General features: G+C 70.9%; 17 protein-coding genes. 15 read left to right on the top strand and 2 right to left on the bottom strand.

All coding sequences use genetic code 11. The features are described from left to right. Nucleotides 1–74: 74 nt before the first annotated feature. From ACIQD6_RS10050 to ACIQD6_RS10020, 7 genes are all read left to right on the top strand, one after another. Complete coding sequence (locus ACIQD6_RS10050) at nucleotides 75–1265, top strand: cytochrome P450 (RefSeq protein ID WP_401880318.1); 1191 nt, start codon at nucleotides 75–77, stop codon at nucleotides 1263–1265. Between the two features lie 25 nt (nucleotides 1266–1290). Continuing rightward, nucleotides 1291–3270, top strand: coding sequence for a RiPP maturation radical SAM C-methyltransferase (locus tag ACIQD6_RS10045; protein ID WP_401880316.1), 1980 nt, complete (start codon nucleotides 1291–1293; stop codon nucleotides 3268–3270). A gap of 69 nt (nucleotides 3271–3339) precedes the next feature. Then, on the top strand, nucleotides 3340–3900 hold the full coding sequence (locus tag ACIQD6_RS10040; protein ID WP_401880314.1) for a DUF2087 domain-containing protein: 561 nt from the start codon (nucleotides 3340–3342) through the stop codon (nucleotides 3898–3900). A gap of 3 nt (nucleotides 3901–3903) precedes the next feature. Then, entirely contained in the window at nucleotides 3904–5373 is a 1470-nt protein-coding gene (locus tag ACIQD6_RS10035) for a leucyl aminopeptidase family protein (RefSeq protein ID WP_401880312.1), read from the top strand. A 119-nt stretch (nucleotides 5374–5492) separates the two neighbouring features. Then, on the top strand, nucleotides 5493–6269 hold the full coding sequence (locus ACIQD6_RS10030) for an ABC transporter permease (RefSeq protein ID WP_401880310.1): 777 nt from the start codon (nucleotides 5493–5495) through the stop codon (nucleotides 6267–6269). Continuing rightward, nucleotides 6266–6940, top strand: coding sequence for an ABC transporter permease (locus ACIQD6_RS10025; protein WP_401880308.1), 675 nt, complete (start codon nucleotides 6266–6268; stop codon nucleotides 6938–6940). The genes ACIQD6_RS10030 and ACIQD6_RS10025 overlap by 4 nt, the downstream gene beginning before the upstream one ends. Before the next feature lie 122 nt (nucleotides 6941–7062). Further along, nucleotides 7063–8028 carry an ABC transporter substrate-binding protein gene (locus ACIQD6_RS10020; RefSeq protein ID WP_401880786.1) on the top strand — a complete coding sequence of 322 codons (966 nt, stop codon included), beginning with the start codon at nucleotides 7063–7065 and terminating at the stop codon, nucleotides 8026–8028. Nucleotides 8029–8111: 83 nt separating this feature from the next. Here ACIQD6_RS10020 and ACIQD6_RS10015 read toward each other — a convergent pair whose 3' ends face one another. Continuing rightward, nucleotides 8112–9275: an ABC transporter ATP-binding protein gene (locus tag ACIQD6_RS10015; RefSeq protein ID WP_401880306.1), complete on the bottom strand. Its 1164-nt coding sequence runs from the start codon at nucleotides 9273–9275 to the stop codon at nucleotides 8112–8114. 258 nt (nucleotides 9276–9533) lie between these two features. On the opposite strand from ACIQD6_RS10015, the gene ACIQD6_RS10010 reads away from it, so the two are divergent. From ACIQD6_RS10010 to ACIQD6_RS09975, 8 genes are all read left to right on the top strand, one after another. Continuing rightward, nucleotides 9534–10832 carry an alpha/beta fold hydrolase gene (locus ACIQD6_RS10010; RefSeq protein WP_401880304.1) on the top strand — a complete coding sequence of 433 codons (1299 nt, stop codon included), beginning with the start codon at nucleotides 9534–9536 and terminating at the stop codon, nucleotides 10830–10832. A 146-nt stretch (nucleotides 10833–10978) separates the two neighbouring features. Beyond that, entirely contained in the window at nucleotides 10979–11710 is a 732-nt protein-coding gene (locus tag ACIQD6_RS10005) for a PIG-L deacetylase family protein (RefSeq protein WP_401880303.1), read from the top strand. Nucleotides 11711–11918: 208 nt separating this feature from the next. Beyond that, entirely contained in the window at nucleotides 11919–12206 is a 288-nt protein-coding gene (locus tag ACIQD6_RS10000; RefSeq protein ID WP_401880301.1) for a DUF5133 domain-containing protein, read from the top strand. Nucleotides 12207–12372: 166 nt separating this feature from the next. Further along, nucleotides 12373–13341 carry an NADPH:quinone oxidoreductase family protein gene (locus ACIQD6_RS09995; RefSeq protein ID WP_401880300.1) on the top strand — a complete coding sequence of 323 codons (969 nt, stop codon included), beginning with the start codon at nucleotides 12373–12375 and terminating at the stop codon, nucleotides 13339–13341. Beyond that, the gene (locus ACIQD6_RS09990; RefSeq protein ID WP_401880299.1) at nucleotides 13338–14525 is read left to right on the top strand and encodes an acyl-CoA dehydrogenase family protein; all 1188 of its coding nucleotides are present in this window, start codon (nucleotides 13338–13340) and stop codon (nucleotides 14523–14525) included. The genes ACIQD6_RS09995 and ACIQD6_RS09990 overlap by 4 nt, the downstream gene beginning before the upstream one ends. Continuing rightward, nucleotides 14522–15652, top strand: coding sequence for an acyl-CoA dehydrogenase family protein (locus tag ACIQD6_RS09985; protein ID WP_401880298.1), 1131 nt, complete (start codon nucleotides 14522–14524; stop codon nucleotides 15650–15652). Before ACIQD6_RS09990 ends, ACIQD6_RS09985 begins: the two co-directional genes overlap by 4 nt. A 211-nt stretch (nucleotides 15653–15863) precedes the next feature. After that, a complete protein-coding gene (locus ACIQD6_RS09980) occupies nucleotides 15864–16736 on the top strand; it encodes a phosphatidylinositol-specific phospholipase C/glycerophosphodiester phosphodiesterase family protein (RefSeq protein ID WP_401880297.1) in 873 nt (290 codons plus the stop codon). Between the two features lie 140 nt (nucleotides 16737–16876). Continuing rightward, complete coding sequence (locus ACIQD6_RS09975) at nucleotides 16877–17071, top strand: hypothetical protein (RefSeq protein WP_401880296.1); 195 nt, start codon at nucleotides 16877–16879, stop codon at nucleotides 17069–17071. A 19-nt stretch (nucleotides 17072–17090) separates the two neighbouring features. On the opposite strand, the gene ACIQD6_RS09970 is transcribed toward ACIQD6_RS09975, so the two are convergent. Further along, nucleotides 17091–17450 (bottom strand): DUF779 domain-containing protein, encoded by a 360-nt coding sequence (locus ACIQD6_RS09970; protein ID WP_401880295.1) that lies wholly within the window; start codon nucleotides 17448–17450, stop codon nucleotides 17091–17093. Nucleotides 17451–17535: the final 85 nt, after the last annotated feature.

Raw genomic sequence — 17535 nt, 5'->3', positions numbered from 1 at the left:
CGGAGCCGACCGGGGGGACGCGGACGGCGGAAGTTACGAGTACGGCGGAAGCGACGGGGGCGACCCGGGCGCCTGTGCGCGCCGAGGCGGAAGCCGTCGACTTCGAGTTCTTCAACGCCCCCGCGGAGTACCGCCGGGTGGCGGCCGAGCATGCCCGCGACGGTGCGTTCTACAGCGGTCGGGGCGCCGGGTTCTGGGTGTTCACCACCTACGAGGCCATCTGTAAGGCGTTCAAGGACGAGGACCAGTTCACCGTCGGGCACGTCAGCGCCGCCGAGGGCGCCGAGGAGGAGCGCTGGATCCCGCTGACCGTCGAAGGCAGCCCGCACGCGGAATGGCGCAGGAAGCTGGCCGCGTGGTTCACGCCCGGCCGGGTGCGCGAACTGGAGCCGATGATCCGCCGGAACGCCCGGCAGCGGATCGAGCGGTTCGTCGAGCACGGCGAGGTGTCGTTCAACGAGGACTTCGCCCGGCCGTATGTGCTGGAGAACCTGATGATGGCCGTCGGCTGGCCCGTCGAGGACCTCGACCACCTCCTCAGGATCAACCGCGCGATGATCGCGGCACGGTCCGCCCCCGACCCACGAGAGGCCTCCTACTCCGACGTGGGCCTCCCGGCGCTCGAAAGGTACGTCCGCGAACACGTCGGGCGTCGACACGCCGAGCCTGCCGACGACCTCACCACCGCGACGTTCACCTGGGAGGTCGACGGCGCCCCCGTCACCGACGAGGACCGGGTCTCGCTGCTGTCCGTGCTCTTCCTCGCCGGGGTCGACTCCACCGTCAACCACATGGCCAACGCCGTACAGCACCTCGCGTGTCACGAAGAGGACCGGCAGCGGTATCTCGCCGAGAGGGACGTCCGACCGGCGGCGGTGGAGGAGTTCCTCCGGGCGTTCTCCTGCATGTACCCCGGGCGGATGGCCGCGCGTGACGGGGCGGGCAGCGTCGCGGACCGGGGGCAGACGGTGCTCCTGCCGCTGGCTCTCGCCAACCACGATCCCGACGTTTTCCCCGAGCCGGGGCGGATCCACTTCGACCGGGAGCGGAACCCGCACATCGCGTTCGGCACCGGGCATCACCAGTGTCTGGGCGCCGCCTTCGCGCGGACCCAGATCCTTACGGCCATGGACGAGTGGCACGCGCGCATCCCCCGGTATCGGCTGCCCGAGGCGTCCGGGCCGTCGGCGGCCCGGACGGGGGGAGCCGGCCCGTCGGAGCCGCCGTTCCTGCGCAACGCCTACGACCTGAGGCTCGTCTGGTGAGCGCGCCATGAGCGAAGCCGGGCGCATGAGTGAAGCCGGGGGAGTGGGTAAAGCCAGGGGGGTGGGCAAAGCCGGGCGAGTGACGCTCGTGTCCATGCCGTGGAACAACGTGGCGCGGCCCTCGATCCAGGTGGGGACCCTGCGTTCCGTCGCCGAGGCCGAAGGCTGGCAGGTCGTCTCGGACTATGCCTACCTCGACTTCTACGCCCTCGCGCAGCGGATGCTCGGCTTCAACCACGCGGACTGGGCGGACGCCTACGAACTCGTTTCCGAAAAGCTCTATCACCTGTCGGTCGGGGACTGGATCTACTCGCTCCGCCGGGGCGATGCGACGGAACGCGGCGCGTATTTCGATCTGTTGCGCTCCAAGGACGTCGCCGAGGCGACGATTTCGCTGATCGACGCCCTGCGCGAGGTCGCCGACCGGCATGTGGAGGAGACGACGGCGTCGCTGCTCGAAGCCGCGCCGGATGTCATCGGGTTCACCACGACATTCAGCCAGAACGGCCCGACTCTCGCGGTGGCCGACCGGCTGCGCGCCGCGGGGTTCACCGGGACGATCGTGCTCGGCGGCAGCAACTGCGAAGGGCCCATGGGACGGGCGCTGTTGGCCAACTTTCCCGCGGTGGACGCCATCGTGGACGGACCGGGGGAGGAGGCGTTCGTCGCGCTGCTGAGGCAGGTGGCCGCGGGCGCGCCCGTCGCATCGGTGGGCCGGCTGATCGCGAGGCGGCACGAGGGGCCCGTACCTCAGGTCGAGGCGCCTGCCACGGATCTGCTGAGTGTGCCGATGCCGAATTACGACGGATTCTTCGAGCAGTTGCGGGCGGCCGGGTTGCACAAGCTGGAAGCGGACATCACGCTGCCGGTCGAGTTCTCCCGCGGCTGCTGGTGGGGCGAGAAAGCCCATTGCACATTCTGTGGTCTCAACGGGGCGACGCTCGGCTATCGCAGCAAGCATCCCGATTCGGTGGCCGGTGAACTCAGCTACCTGATGGATCGCTACGGTGTGCTCGATTTTTTCGCCGTCGACAACATCCTCGACCTCAAGTACCTCGAAACCGCGCTGCCGCAGGTCGAGGAGTTGCGTACGGATCATTCCCTGTTCTTCGAGGTGAAGGCGAACATGGAATGGGCAGACATTCGAGGAATGCGCCGGGCCGGCGTCCGCTCCGTACAGCCGGGCATCGAAAGTCTGAGTACCGAAGGGCTGCGCGTACTGAAGAAAGGCGCCACCGCCTACCAGAACGTACGATTCCTGCTCGGCTGCGCAGAGTTCGGAGTCCGGCCCGTCTGGAACATTCTCACCGGATTCCCGAACGAGACGCCGGAGTCGATCCTCACCCAACTCGACACCGTCCCCTCCCTCAGTCATCTCGAACCGCCGGACACCGACATCCTGGCCGTACACTTCGACCGGTTCAGTCCCTATGTGGAATCACCGGAGACCTACGGACTCGAATTGTCGCGCCCTTTCCCCGGCTACCGGTTCGTCTACCCCGGCGTATCGGCCGAGGACCTCTGGGACATCGCCTACCACTTCGAGGGTGATTTCACCGAAGACAGCCGCAACGCCGAGCTCAGACGGCGGCTGGCGGCCCAGGTACGGATCTGGCGGACCCGCCACGCGGCGGCCGCCTTCACCTATCGGCTGGGTTTCGCCTGTGTGGTCCTCAGTGACCGGCGCCCGGGACTTACGCGCCAGGAGACCACACTGCGCGGCGACGAGGCCCGGCTGTTCCGTGCGGTCATCGGCGGCACCAGATTCCGTGACCTGCAAGCCCAGGGATGGGACGGGCCGCGATGGGAATACGCATGCGAAATCTTGCGGAACTGGCAGCTCCGTCGGTGGGTATTCATCGAGGGAACCAAAGTCATCGCACTCGCGGTCCGTCACCAGCCGTCCGCCTACCGTTCGCCGCCGGCGAAGGGCACACCGAAACGTGCCCGAACTTCCGTACCCCTCACGCTCGGTGCTCCGCCACTGTCCCGGCGGCCTGGCTGAAAATGGGACGCTCACCGCGGCCGTAGGTCCGTTTCTTCTCGATACCCTACGGGCGACCCGATGACCCCCATGACAATCCCGAAGGTGGACCACGTGGACACGACCAATACCGAGGAGCGTCCGCCCTCCTGTGGCGACCTGGTCGGCACCCTCGCCCAACCGGACCGGCGCTCCGCCTACGCGGCTCTCGTGCTCGGCGCGACTTCTCTGGCGGAGGTCGCCGAACTCGCGAAGCTCCGTCCCCCGGCGGCGGCCGCCGCATTGCAGAAGCTGGTGGACGGCCGAATCGCCGTTCTCGACCGCGAAACGAATACATATCGGCTGGTGGAGGACGCATTCCAGAAGGCCATCCAGGCGGAAGTGCGGGTGACCGGCCGAAGCGGCGGTGACGGGGCGGGTGCCTACTTCCGCCGTGGCCGGCTGAAGGCCATTCCAGGCGATTCGGCGGTACGCGCACGTGTGCTGCCCGTCGTGGCGGACTCATTTCAGCCCGGCGAAGTCTATTCCGAGGCCAAGGTCAACGCGTTGTGCGGCGAGTGGTTCGACGACTGGGTGAGCCTGCGCCGTGCCCTGGTGGACGAGGGGCTGCTCCGCAGGGACCAGACGTGCACGACCTACGAGCGCGTCTGACGGGTGGTCCGCGTCTCGGCCGATGACGTCCGCCGGCCGGCGGACGTCATCGCGCTCCCCTGGCACTCCGGCATGCCGACGAGCGCCTACAGCCGTCGGCGCGGCTTTCTGGCCCGCCCCGGCCAGGTCGTCGCCGAGCCGTCCTCCGACGGCCGCGCGGTCGTACTCAACGTCGGTCTGGGGCAGGCCCGTTCGGCCACGACGGCCACGTTCCGCAGGGCGGCTGCCGCCGCCGTCCGCGCCGCGGGCCCCGCGCGTACGCTGCGCCTCGACCTCGCCGTGCTCGACGACAGTGACGTTCCGGCGGCCGACCGTGCCCGCGCGGTGACGGAGGGCGCGGCCCTCGCCTCGTACCGCTACGACGCGTACAGGTCGAACCGGCCGGCAGGGACGCTGACCGAGATCGTCGTGGTCACCGCCGAACACGAGGCAGTCGCCGAGGCGTTGGCCGTCTGCGAGGGAACATGCCTGGCCCGCGATCTCGTCAACTGCCCCGGTGGTGAACTGACACCGCCGGAATTCGCCGACCGCATCCGGCGCCTTGCGGAACGGCACGGGCTCGACTGCGTGGTCCACGAGGGATCGCGCCTCGACGGACTGGGCCTCGCGGGGCTCGCCGCCGTCAGCCGGGGGTCCCGGCAACCGGCGCGGTTCGTGGAGGTGGAGTACACGCCCCCGGCCGCGCCGTCGGGCACGCCCCCGACCGAGCCCCCGGCGCTCACGGTCGGTCTCGTCGGAAAGGGCATCACGTTCGACTCCGGCGGGCTGTCCCTCAAGCCGTCCGTGGAGATGCGGTCGATGAAGTCCGACATGGGAGGCGCGGCCGCGGTCGTCGGGGCGCTCGTCGCCCTGCCCCGGCTCGGTCTGCCGGTACGCGTCCGTGCCCATCTGCCGCTGGCCGAGAACATGCCGGACGGCGACGCCCTCCGTATCGGTGATGTCGTACGGCACCTCGACGGGACGACCACCGAGATCGTCAACACCGACAACGAGGGGCGCGTGGTCCTGGCGGACGTCCTCACCTACGCGTCGCGCCCCGGGCCGCGCGGGGCCGACATCGTGGTCGACGTGGCCACCCTCACCTCGGCCGTCGCCCACGCGCTCGGGACACGGACGGGGGCACTGTTCTCCACCGACGACCGGCTCGCCGACGCGGTGCTGGAGGGCGCGGCCCTGGCGGGCGAGTCGCTCTGCCGCCTGCCTCTGCTCAATGACGAGCGCAGGCACCTTCACTCGGCCGTCGCCGATCGGGTGAACTGCTCCAACCGCTACGGCGACACCGTCCAAGCGGCCCTGTTCCTCAGGGACTTCGTCGCCGCGGGGAAGCCCTGGGCGCACCTGGACATCGCAGCGGCCGCCTTCAACGACGACGGCCCCTACGACGAGGTTCCGCACGGTGGGACGGGATTCGGTGTACGTACGTTGATCGAGACCCTGAAGATCATGTCGGCGGGCGGCACCCTCGCACGGTGACCACCGCTGACCCGACCGGGGGACAGCAAAGCGCGGGCGCGCCCCGCAGGGGACCCGGGCGACCGCCGTACGGTCCAGCACGACGCGCGGCCGCCCCTGGGCAGGGCTGCAATGGACGGGTGACCGCGCTTCCGGACGACTGCCTCGCGCGCAACGAGTGGATCTGCGGCGCCTATCTCTCCAGCCGCCGCGGGATCCTTTGGGACGCGGTGCTCCAGCACCTCCAGCTGACCTTCGCCGCAGTGCTGCTCGGCCTGGTGATCGCCGTCCCCCTCGCGCTGGCGGCACGCCACTGGAACTGGGCGTCGGGTCCCGTGCTCGGGGTCACGACCGTCCTCTACACCGTCCCGTCGCTCGCGATGTTCTCCCTTCTGCTGCCGCTGTACGGACTCTCCGCCTCGCTCGTCGTCGCCGGCCTCGTCCTGTACTCGCTGACCCTGCTCGTACGGAACATCCTGGCCGGACTGCGGGCGGTGCCCGAGGAGACCCGGCAGGCCGCACGCGGTATGGGATACGGTCCGGTCCGGCTGCTGCTCGCCGTCGAGCTGCCGCTCGCGCTGCCCGCCGCCATGGCGGGGCTGCGCATCGCGACCGTCTCCGCCGTCTCCCTCGTCACCATCGGGGCGATCGTCGGCTACGGCGGCCTCGGCAATCTCATCTACGCCGGGATGAACACCTTCTTCAAGGCGCAGGTGTTCACCGCCTCCGTCCTCTGTGTCCTCATCGCGGTCATCGCCGATCTGCTGCTGCTCGGACTCCAGCGGCTGCTCACGCCCTGGACGAGGGAACGCGGGAAGGACCGGACGAGGAAGAGCACGAGTGACCGCACGAGGAAAGACACGAGAGAACGCACGAGCGAGGACACGACTGACCGCACGCGGGAGGTGCGCGGATGAACACACTCTCCGCCGCCTGGTCCTGGCTCACCGACGCCTCCCACTGGGCGGGTCCCGACGGGATCTGGAACCGGCTCGGGCAGCATCTCTTCCTCACCGTCGTCTGCCTTGTCATCAGCTGCGCCATCGCGCTGCCCGTGGCCCTGATCCTCGGCCACCTGGGCAAGGGCGGCGCCCTGGCCGTCAATATCTCCAACGTCGGCCGGGCCGTTCCCACCTTCGCCGTCCTCGTACTGCTGCTCCTCACCCCGCTCGGTTCGTACGGACAGTGGCCGACGATCGTCGCGCTCGTCCTGTTCGCGATCCCGCCGCTGCTCACCAATGCCTACGTCGGTATGCGGGGCGTGGACGGCGATGTCGTACAGGCCGCACGCGGAATGGGCATGACGGACAGTCAGTTGGTGCGGCGGGTCGAAGTGCCGCTCGCCCTGCCGCTGATCCTCACCGGCGTACGGATCGCGGCCGTCCAACTCGTCGCGACCGCGACGATCGCGGCACTGGTCGGCGGCGGCGGTCTCGGCCGGATCATCACCGCCGGATTCAATCTCGCTGACACCGCGCAGGTGGTCGCGGGGGCGGTGCTGGTCGCCGTGTTCGCGCTGCTGGTGGAGGGGGTGTTCGAGGTGGTGCAACGGCTGGCCCCGCAGTGGGGGAGGGGCGGCGCCGGATGAGACGGCTCGGCGCTGCTCCCGGCGGGCCCGGCCGCATCCCCCGTGCTGCCGGGCGCGCCCGTTCCGTCCGTCGTGCCGTCGGTGTCGCCATGAGTTCCGTCCGTCGTGCCGTCGGTGTCGCCATGAGTTCCGTCCGTCGTGCCCTCGGTGTCGCTGTGAGCATCGCCCTGCCTCTCGCGGCCACCGCCTGTTCCACCGGGCCGTCCCTGGAGAACCGGGGCGAGGTCATCGCGCCACCGGGCGACAGCAGGCATCTGACCATCGGCTCCGCCGGATTCACCGAGAGCGATCTGCTCGCCCAGATGTACGCCCTCCTGCTGAACCGGGCCGGGTACCACACCAAGATCCTCGCGGTCACCAACCGGGAGATCTACGAACCGGCCCTGGAGAGCGGCCAGATCGATGTCGTACCCGAATACGCGGCGACCTTCGCGGACTGGCTGAACGCCAAGGCCAACGGAGCCGCCGCCAAGCCCGTCGGCTCACCGGATCTGGCCACCACCATGAAGTCGCTGCGCTCATTGGCGGCGGCGCGTGGACTCACCGTCCTCGATCCGGGCCGGGCCGTCGACCAGAACGCCTTCGCCGTCGCCGCCGGCTACGCCCGGAAGCATCACCTCAGGACGCTGAGCGACCTGGGCGGATCCGGGCTCCCGGTGAGGCTGGCAGCGGGTGACGAATGTGTACGGCGCCCCTACTGCGCGCCCGGGTTGAAGAAGACGTACGGCGTCGACATCACCGGCATCGACCCCAAAGGCGTCGGCACCACCCCGGCCAAACAGGCCGTGGAGAGGGGGCAGGACCAGATGGTGCTGACCACGACGACCGACGCGACACTCGGCCGGTTCGGTCTGGTACTGCTCGCGGACGACAGGCATCTCCAGAACGCGGACTACCTCGTTCCCGTCGTCAACCGCGCACGCGCCGGGAGCAGGGGAGTCACCAGGGCGCTGGACAAACTGAACACCGTGCTGACAACAAAGGACCTGGCCCTGATGAACCAGCAGGTCGACAGCCGGCGCCGACTGCCCGAGGACGTGTCCCGGGCCTACCTGGAGTCGAAGGGGCTGATCCCGTTGTCCGGTTGAGACACGGGGCTCAATGTGCCGGTTGAGACGCGGGACTCGGTGTGCCGGTTGAGACGCGGGCCCCAGTGTGCCGGACTACGCGGCTACGCGTCCGACACCGAGTCGAAGTCGACCTCGTCCCGCCCGATGCCGTGGGCGTCCGCGTCGACCGAGCGGCGCAGCGCCTCGTGGAGTTTCGCCGGGGTCAGCACCCCCAGAAAGTGCGCCCCGTCGAGCACCGCCACCCACCCCGCGTCCTGCTGGAGCATCTCGCTGAACGCCTGCTTCAGCGGTGAGCCCAGCGGTACCCAGGCCTCCATCCGCCGCGCCAGATCGCCCACCGCGCCGTGCTCCCCGGCACCCGTCAACGCGTCGGTGGAGACCCAGCCGTGCAGTTCGCCGTCGCCGTTCAGCACCACGGCCCAGCGGGCCCCCTCGGCGCGCATCCGCGCCGCCGCGTCCCGCGCGGGCTCGCGGGTCCTGGCGACCGGCGGCTCCTCCAGGTCGGCCGGTTCGACGGCGGTGACCGACAGCCGCTTCAACCCCCGGTCCGCACCCACGAATTGGGCCACGTAGTCAGTGGCCGGAGTGCCGAGGACGGCGGCCGGGCTGTCGTACTGCTCGATGCGGCCCTCCCCGTACACCGCGATACGGTCGCCCATCCGTACCGCCTCCTCGATGTCGTGCGTCACCAGCAGCACCGTTTTGCGCACCGTCGCCTGGAGCCTGAGGAACTCGTTCTGCAACCGCTCGCGCACCACCGGGTCCACCGCGCCGAACGGCTCGTCCATCAGCAGCACCGGCGGATCGGCGGCCAGGGCGCGCGCCACTCCCACCCGCTGCCGCTGCCCGCCCGACAGCTGCGCCGGATAGCGCGGACCGTACGTCGCGGGGTCGAGCCCCACCAGTTCCAGCAGCTCAGCGGCGCGCGCGCGGGCCTTCGCCCTCTTCCAGCCGACCAGCGAGGGCACGGTCGCGGTGTTGTCGAGGACCGTGCGGTGCGGGAAGAGCCCGACCTGCTGGATGACGTAGCCGATCCGGCGGCGCAGCGCGACCGGGTCCACGCCGGAGATGTCCCGGCCCTCGACGTGAATACGTCCCGACGTGGGCTCGATCAGCCGGTTCACCATCATCATGGTGGTCGTCTTGCCGCAGCCGGAGGGCCCCACGAGGGTCACCAGTTCCCCCTCACCCACCTCGAAGGACAGGTCGTTCACGGCGGCCGTACCGTCCGGGTAGACCTTGCTGACCTGCTCGAACCGGATCATGGCCTCACGCTAGGAGGGTGCCGCTCCCCGCGCACACGGGCCGGGACTGTCCGAGTCGTCGTACGCGCTGAACGGGCCCTGCGACTCCGCGCGTCGGGACAGCGAAAGACCCAGGAACGGTACGGGCGCTGAACGCGTCCTGTGCCCGGTCCGTATCCATTCGTGCGCAGCGGGGTGGGTTCCGCCGGTCGCGGGCCCGTGTGCTGAACTGTCCCCGCGTGACCGCCCCGAAGGGGGCGAACGAGAACAGGAGCACCCTTGACCAGCTATCGCCAGCCCGGCGTCGTCCTCACCGACCACCGCTTCGAGGTCCCGCTGGATCACGGCGATCCGTCGGGGGAGCGGATCGAGCTGTACGCACGCGAGGCCGTCGCCGGTGCCAAGGCGGACGCGGACCTGCCGTGGCTGGTGTATCTGGAGGGCGGTCCCGGCTTCGGCGCCCGTCGGTTCATCGGCCGGCAGGCCTGGCTGGGCCGGGCGCTCCAGGAATTCCGGGTGCTCTTCCTCGACCAGCGCGGCACCGGACTCTCCACTCCGGCCAACCGGCAGACCCTGCCGCTGCGCGGCGGACCGCGCCAACAGGCCGACTATCTGGCGCACTTCCGCGCCGATTCGATCGTCCGCGACTGCGAGAGCATCCGGCCGCGACTGACCGGCGGCGCCCCCTGGACCGTGCTCGGCCAGAGCTTCGGCGGGTTCTGCGCCACCCACTATCTCGCCGCCGCGCCCGAAGGGCTGGAGACCGTACTGATCACCGGCGGCCTGCCCTCCCTCGACGCCACGGCGGACGAGGTCTACCGCGCCGCGTACCCGCGCATCGCGCGCAAGGTCGAGGCCCACTACCACCGCTATCCGCAGGACATCGGCCGGGCCCGCCGGATCGTCGGGCACCTGGCCGAACACCGGCCCGTCCTCCCCTCCGGACACATCCTCACGCCCGAGGCCTTCCAGTCCCTCGGCATCCTGCTCGGCGGCAGCGACGGAAGCCATCAGCTGCACTATCTGCTGGAGAACGCCTTCGTATCCACGCCGGACGGACCGGCGCTCTCCGACACTTTCCAGGAGAACGTGGCGTCGTCCCTCTCGTATGCCGGGCATCCGCTGTACGCCGTGCTCCACGAGGCGATCTACGCACAGGGCGAGCGGCCCACGGCCTGGGCCGCCGAGCGGGTACGCGGCGAGTTCGCGCGGTTCGACGCGGCCACGACCCTGGCCGGGGAAGGCCCGTTGTACTTCACCGGCGAGAGCATCCACCCCTGGCACTTCGACACCGATCCGGCGCTGCGCCCCCTGCGCGAGACCGCCGAACTGCTCGCCGGCCGTACCGACTGGGCTCCGCTGTACGACACCGCCCGGCTCGCCGCCAACGAGGTGCCGGTCGCCGCCGCCGTCTACCACGACGACATGTATGTCGACACGGCACACTCGCTGCGCACCGCGCGCGCGATTCGCGGGCTGCGCACCTGGGTGACGGACGAGTTCGAGCACGACGGGGTACGGGCGGGCGGGCCGCGCGTCCTGGACCGGCTGCTCGCGCTCGCGCGGGACGAGGACTGACACCGTACCGAGGAGGACTGACACCGTACCGAGGAGGACTGACAGCCGTACCGAGGAGCACTGACACCGTACCGAGGAGGACTGACGACCGCACGGCCACCGCTCCACCCTCGCACCGCCCGGCCGACCCGTCGTACGCTGCGGACATGACCGAGCAGCTGGAACCGATGCCGTCCGACTGGCAGCGCGCCCTGGCCGTTGTCGCGCATCCCGACGACCTGGAGTACGGCTGCGCCGCCGCCGTCGCGGCCTGGACCGACGAGGGCCGCGAGGTCGGCTATCTCCTCGCCACCCGTGGGGAGGCCGGCATCGACACCATCGCCCCGGCCGAGAGCGGTCCGGTTCGCGAGCGTGAACAGCGGGCGAGCGCCGCGGTGGTCGGGGTCCGGACGGTCGAGTTCCTCGGTCACCGGGACGGCACGATCGAGTACGGGAACGGGCTGCGCCGGGACATCGCGGCGGCGATCCGCCGCCACCGGCCCGAACTGGTCATCACGCTCAACCACCGTGACACCTGGGGCGGCGTCGCCTGGAACACCCCCGATCACCGGGCCGTGGGGCGGGCCACGCTGGACGCGGCCGGAGACGCGGGAAACCGCTGGATCTTCCCCGAGCTGACGGAGCAGGGCGTCGAACCCTGGGACGGGGTCCGCTGGGTGGCCGTCGCGGGTTCCGCGACCCCCACGCACGCCGTTGACGCGACGGCAGGCCTGGAGCGTTCCGTACGCTCGCTCCTTCAGCACCGCACCTATATCGAGGCGCTGACCGACGAGGATCCGGAGACCTACTGCCGAACGTTTCTCACCGGCAACGCGCGGGCCGCGGCGGAGCGGTTCGGCGGCCGGCCCGCCGTGACCTTCGAGGTCTTCGCCCGCTGAACCCGGCACGTCCGCTCCGGCCCCTCGGCCACACTTCTTCGGCCGCCGCGCCTCGACGAGCGGATGCGGGGGCGCCGGGGGACAATGGTCGCCGGGGACCGATGTCGAGCTGCGCGCGGTGCCGGGTCCGCCCCACGCCGACCTCGCGATCCAGGCGTACGGAACCCCTGGGTGAGCCGGCGGTACTCCGATGCGGGAGGTGGTTCACATGCTGCTGCCGGACAGACATCTGGTCGCCGACCTGCTGGGCCGCTATCGGGCCTGGGAGCGGCTGGTGCTCGCCGATCCCTTCGACGAGACCACACGCGGACGGTTCGAGGACGTGGCGTACACCCTCTGTGTCCTGATGGGGCGGCGCACCGCGCGCGAGGCGATCTGGCAGGCGGAGGCGTATCTGCGCCGGATGAGGCCTGTTCCGGTCTTCCCGGACGGAGAGAGTCCGGTCGGGCGGTCGGACGGGAAAGCGTCGGTCGGGCCGGGAGTCCGCCGCGACTGACCCGCCGGAACCGAGGGGTCCGTCGACCGGGCTCCGCCCTCGGACCGATGCCGCACCGATGCCGTACCGATCCATGAAGACGACGTGAGTGGGCTGTTCCCACAGCGACAAGCGACCGCTTAGTATCCGACGAGCGGTACTGCCCATCGTGTGTGGAGGCCCCGAAATGCAGGCATGGCGAGTGCACCGGAACGGCGAGCCGGGCGAGGTGATGCGGCTCGAAGAAGTGGAGCGTCCCGTGCCCGGCGACGGGCAGGTCCGACTGCTGGTCCGCGCCGCGAACATCAACTTCCCGGACGCCCTGCTCTGCCGGGGCCAGTACCAGGTGCGCCCGCCCCTGCCCTTCACCCCGGGCGTCGAGATCTGCGGGGAGACGGCGGACGGGCGCCGGGTCATCGCCAACCCCGCGCTGCCGTACGGCGGCCTCTCCCAGTACGCCGTCGCTGACGAGGCGGCTCTCCTGCCCGCGCCCGAGGCGCTGGACGACGCCGAGGCGGCGGCCCTCCATATCGGGTACCAGACAGGCTGGTTCGGCCTGCACCGGCGGGCGCGCCTCCAGCCGGGAGAGACTGTGCTGGTCCACGCGGCGGCCGGCGGCGTCGGCAGCGCCGCCGTACAGCTCGGCAAGGCGGCCGGGGCCACCGTCATCGGTGTCGTCGGAGGCCAGAACAAGGCTCGCGTCGCCCGGGAACTGGGCTGTGACGTGGTGATCGACCGTCGTGCGGACGACATCGTCGCCGCGGTGAAGGAAGCCACCGGCGGCCGGGGCGCGGATGTCGTGTACGACCCGGTGGGCGGCGACGCCTACACGAAGTCGGCGAAGTGCGTGGCCTTCGAGGGGCGCATCGTGGTCGTGGGTTTCGCGAGCGGCACGATCCCCAGCCCGGCCCTCAACCACGCGCTGGTCAAGAACTACACGATCATGGGCCTGCATTGGGGCCTCTACAACACCAAGGATCCGGCGGCGGTGCTCCGTTGTCACGAGGAGCTGACCGAGCTCGCGGCCCGGGGCGCCGTCAAGCCGCTCATCAGCGAGCGGGTGCCGATGACGGGTGCCGCGGACGCTGTCCAGCGGGTCGCCGACGGCACCACCACCGGACGGGTCGTCGTCCTCCCGCAAGGGGACGCCGGATGACCGACGCCGCCGAACTCCGCTCGCTGACCGGGAAGTTGCTGGCCGACCACCCGCCGGCCGACACCGACCGCACCGCATTCCTCAAGGCCCGCTTCGACGCCGGACTCGCCTGGGTGCACTACCCGGCGGGGCTCGGCGGACTCGACGCGCCGCGCTCGCTCCAGGCCGTCGTGGACGCCGAACTGTCCGCCGCGGGCGCCCCCGACAACGACCCGCGCCGGATCGGTATCGGCCTCGGCATGGCCGCGCCGACCATCCTGCGCTTCGGCACCCGGGAACAGAAGGAGCGCTTCCTGCGGCCGCTGTGGGTCGGCGAGGAGGTGTGGTGCCAGCTGTTCAGCGAGCCCGGCGCCGGCTCGGACCTCGCCGCGCTCGCCACCCGCGCGGTGCGCGAGGACGGTTCCGGCGACTGGATCGTCAACGGGCAGAAGGTGTGGACATCCAGCGCCCACCTCGCCCGCTGGGCCATCCTCATCGCCCGCACCGACCCGGACCTGCCCAAACACGAGGGCATCAGCTACTTCCTCTGCGACATGACCGACCCGGGTGTCGAGGTACGGCCGTTGCGCCAGATCACCGGCGAGGCCGAGTTCAACGAGGTCTTCCTCACGGACGTACGTATCCCCGACGCGCACCGCCTCGGCGCGGTCGGCGAGGGCTGGAAGGTCGCCCGGACCACCCTGATGAACGAGCGGGTGTCCATCGGCGGCGCCAGGATCCCGCGCGAGGGCGGCATGATCGGCCCGATCGCCCGCACCTGGCGCGAACGGCCCGGACTGCGCACCCACGATCTGCACCAACGGCTCGTCACACTCTGGGTGGAGGCCGAGGTCGCCCGGCTGACCGGGGAGCGGCTGCGCCAGCAACTCGTCGCCGGACAGCCGGGCCCGGAGGGCAGCGGCATGAAGCTCGCCTTCGCCCGCCTCAACCAGGAGATCAGCGGCCTGGAGGTCGAACTCCTCGGTGATGAAGGCCTGTTGTACTCCGACTGGACCATGCGCCGGCCCGAGCTGGTCGACTTCACCGGGCGCGACGCGGGCTACCGCTATCTGCGGTCGAAGGGCAACTCCATCGAGGGCGGTACGAGCGAGGTACTGCTGAACATCGTCGCCGAACGCGTCCTCGGCCTGCCGTCCGAGCCGCGCAACGACAAGGACGTCGCCTGGAAGGACCTGTCCCGATGACCACGCAGCCCGACGCTTCCCCCGATCTGCTCTACTCGGACACGGAGACCGATCTGCGCGCCGCCGTACGGTCGTTGCTCACCGACCGGGGCGACGTGCCGGCGGCGCTCCGGCGTGCCGAGTCCGGCGATCCGTACGATCCCGAGCTGTGGACCTCGCTCGCCGCCGGGATCGGCGCGGCGGGGCTGCTGGTCCCGGAGAAGCTCGGCGGCCAGGGTGCGGGCCCCCGCGAGGCCGCTGTCGTACTGGAGGAACTGGGCCGGGGCGTCACCGCGGCCCCCTACCTCACCAGTTCCGTGACGGCCACCGAGACGCTCCTCGCCTGCGACGGCGAGAGCATGGAGAACACGGATGTCGCGGGGCTGCTGACCGCGCTGGCCAACGGCCACCGGGTCGCGGTGCTCGCGCTGCCGCTCTCCACCGCCCCGGACGCGCCGCTCCCCACCGGGCCGGGCGACAGCGGTGCGATCACGATCACCGGGGTCGCCGACGCCGTACGCGCCGATGTCCTGCTCGTCCTGAAGGACGACGGTCTGTACGCGGTCGAGACGGCGTCGCCCGGCGTCACCGTCGAACCGCTGACCCCGCTCGATCTGACCCGCCCCCTCGCCACGGTCACCGTCGACGGCGAAGCCGGGCTCCGGATCGCCGAGGCGCCCGCCGCGGAGGCCGCCGTACGCCGAGGGCTGCTGGCCGGGGCCGGACTGCTCGCCTCCGAACAGCTCGGTCTCGCCGAGTGGTGCCTGGAGGAGACCGTCCGGCACACCCGCGACCGGCATCAGTTCAACCGGCCCATCGGTTCGTTTCAGGCGCTCAAACACCGGATGGCGCAGCTGTGGCTGGAGGTTGTCTCGGCCCGCGCCGCCGCCCGCAACGCGGCCGACGCGCTGGCCACCGGCAGCCCCGACGCCCCGCTCGCGGTGGCCGTCGCGCAGGCCTTCTGCGGGCGGGTCGCCGTCCACGCGGCCGAGGAGTGCGTCCAGCTGCACGGTGGGATCGGGATGACCTGGGAGCACCCCGCGCATCTCTACCTCAAGCGCGCCAAGTCCGATGAGATCGCGCTGGGTTCGACGGGCCGGCACAAGGAGGCGGTGGCCGCTCTGGCCGGTCTGCCGGGCCCCCGGTAACGGTCCCGCCGGTCACGCGGGCGGGCGTGGCGGGCGTCGCGGCCGGGCGTGGCTCCTGGAACACGGACCGGGTGGCCGGTGCCGGGACTGTCTGAATCACGGATGGCGCGTCGGCGAACTCTGTGCGGGACGGTCCCGGTTGTGCCGGTACGCGGCGGATACTCACGTGGACCGCGCCCCACCGCGCCCCACTCTGTCCCCCGGAGGCATCATGGCCCTCACCACCCGCCGCGGAGCCGTCAGCACACTCGTCGCCGCGCTCGCCGGAACCGTCGCGGCTCCCGCGTACGCCCAGGCCGCGTCGCGGACGGAGCGCAAGGGCGGCCCCGGCCCCCGCCCGCTGCGCCAGGCCCACGCCCACAACGACTACCTGCACCCCCGCCCCCTCCTCGACGCCCTCTCCCACGGATTCACCAGCGTGGAGGCCGATGTCTTCCTGGTGGACGGCGACCTGCTGGTCGCGCACGAGGCCGCCGATCTCGACCCGGCCCGCACGCTCCGCGCGCTCTACCTCGACCCGCTGCACGCGCTCGTACGGGCCAACCACGGCTCCGTACACCCGGGTTACCGCCGGCCCGTACAGCTGCTCATCGACATCAAGACGGACGGCGCAGCCGCCTACGCCGAACTCCACCGCCAACTGGCCGTCCACCGCTCGATACTGAGCAGCTGCACGGACGGCTCCGTACGTCTCGGCGCCGTCACCCCCGTCATCTCCGGCGACCGCGCGGCCCGGGCCCCGATGGAGGCGCAGCGGGTGCGGTACGCCTTCTACGACGGGCGGCTCGACGACCTGGGGACCACGGCCCCGGCGTCCTTCGTCCCGCTCATCAGCGCCAACTGGACGGACACCTTCGGCTGGCTGGGCGTGGGCGAGTTCCCGGCCGCCGAACGTGCCGAGCTGCGCCGCATCACCGCCACCGCGCACGGACGCGGGCAGCGCGTGCGCTTCTGGGCGACTCCCGATCTGGCGGGCCCCGCGCGGGACGCCGTCTGGGCCGAACTGGTGGACGCCGGTGTCGACCACATCAACACCGACGACCTCGCGGGCCTCGAACAGTTCCTGCGCGACCGGCGCGTCTGAGACCGACCGGCCGGTCCGAAGCGCCGTCCGACGACAACCACCCGTACGGCGGACGTGCCAGTCAGCCGTACGGGCCTCCTCCTCCGCCACACTGGCGGCCGAATGCCGCGATTCCGGTGCGGCGGCGGAGGAGGTTGGCCATGGCCATTTCGATCTCAGTGGTGCTGCTTCTCGTGGTCCTCGCAGTGATCTTTCTGCGCACGGGCGGACTGAAGTTCTCGCACGCGGCGGTCTGCGTACTGCTCGGCTTCCTCCTCGCGAGCACGAGCATGGCGCCGACCATCGCCAACGGGATCTCCACCACGGCCGGGGTGGTCAGCAGCCTGAACCCGTGAGCCGGGGGCCCCTCCCGTACTACGCCCCGACCAGCCGTGAACGGATCAGGAAGCGCACCCCTTCGGGGGCCTCCAGCGAGAAGCCGCTGCCGCGCCCCGCCACCACGTCGACGATGAGCCGGGTGTGGCTCCACACCTCGTACTGGCTCACCGACATCCAGAACGGGACCGCCTCGGCGACCCCCTCGACCTTCAGGGACTCCAGCAGGACGTCGGAGTTGCCCGTCCGGAACTCGCCGTCCGGATAGCACATGGGAGCGCTGCCGTCGCAGCAGCCGCCCGACTGGTGGAACATCAACGGCCCGTGGTCCGCCCGCAGCCGCCGGATCAGATCGGCGGCCGCGGGGGTCAGCCCCACACGTGGAGCCTGCTCGTTCATCGTCTGTCCGCCGTCCTCGGTCTGGAAGTAGCCGGGTTGCCGGGCGAGTGGCCGACCAGAGCGACCAACAGGTCCCTCGTCGGAC

The sequence above is a fragment of the Streptomyces sp. NPDC088400 genome (assembly GCF_044753355.1).
GTDB lineage: Bacteria > Actinomycetota > Actinomycetes > Streptomycetales > Streptomycetaceae > Streptomyces.
Note: the sequence above shows the minus strand (reverse complement) of the source record. Positions and strands in the feature narration are given on the sequence as shown.

Excerpts from the sequence above, each read along its gene's own strand:
- ACIQD6_RS10045 (WP_401880316.1), top strand. The coding sequence starts at position 1,291 with ATGAGTGAAGCCGGGGGAGTGGGTAAAGCCAGGGGGGTGGGCAAAGCC.
- ACIQD6_RS10040 (WP_401880314.1), top strand. The coding sequence starts at position 3,340 with ATGACAATCCCGAAGGTGGACCACGTGGACACGACCAATACCGAGGAG.
- ACIQD6_RS10025 (WP_401880308.1), top strand. The coding sequence starts at position 6,266 with ATGAACACACTCTCCGCCGCCTGGTCCTGGCTCACCGACGCCTCCCAC.
- ACIQD6_RS10020 (WP_401880786.1), top strand. The coding sequence starts at position 7,063 with ATGAGTTCCGTCCGTCGTGCCCTCGGTGTCGCTGTGAGCATCGCCCTG.
- ACIQD6_RS10015 (WP_401880306.1), bottom strand. The coding sequence starts at position 9,275 with ATGATCCGGTTCGAGCAGGTCAGCAAGGTCTACCCGGACGGTACGGCC.
- ACIQD6_RS10005 (WP_401880303.1), top strand. The coding sequence starts at position 10,979 with ATGACCGAGCAGCTGGAACCGATGCCGTCCGACTGGCAGCGCGCCCTG.
- ACIQD6_RS10000 (WP_401880301.1), top strand. The coding sequence starts at position 11,919 with ATGCTGCTGCCGGACAGACATCTGGTCGCCGACCTGCTGGGCCGCTAT.
- ACIQD6_RS09995 (WP_401880300.1), top strand. The coding sequence starts at position 12,373 with ATGCAGGCATGGCGAGTGCACCGGAACGGCGAGCCGGGCGAGGTGATG.
- ACIQD6_RS09990 (WP_401880299.1), top strand. The coding sequence starts at position 13,338 with ATGACCGACGCCGCCGAACTCCGCTCGCTGACCGGGAAGTTGCTGGCC.
- ACIQD6_RS09985 (WP_401880298.1), top strand. The coding sequence starts at position 14,522 with ATGACCACGCAGCCCGACGCTTCCCCCGATCTGCTCTACTCGGACACG.
- ACIQD6_RS09980 (WP_401880297.1), top strand. The coding sequence starts at position 15,864 with ATGGCCCTCACCACCCGCCGCGGAGCCGTCAGCACACTCGTCGCCGCG.
- ACIQD6_RS09975 (WP_401880296.1), top strand. The coding sequence starts at position 16,877 with ATGGCCATTTCGATCTCAGTGGTGCTGCTTCTCGTGGTCCTCGCAGTG.
- ACIQD6_RS09970 (WP_401880295.1), bottom strand. The coding sequence starts at position 17,450 with ATGAACGAGCAGGCTCCACGTGTGGGGCTGACCCCCGCGGCCGCCGAT.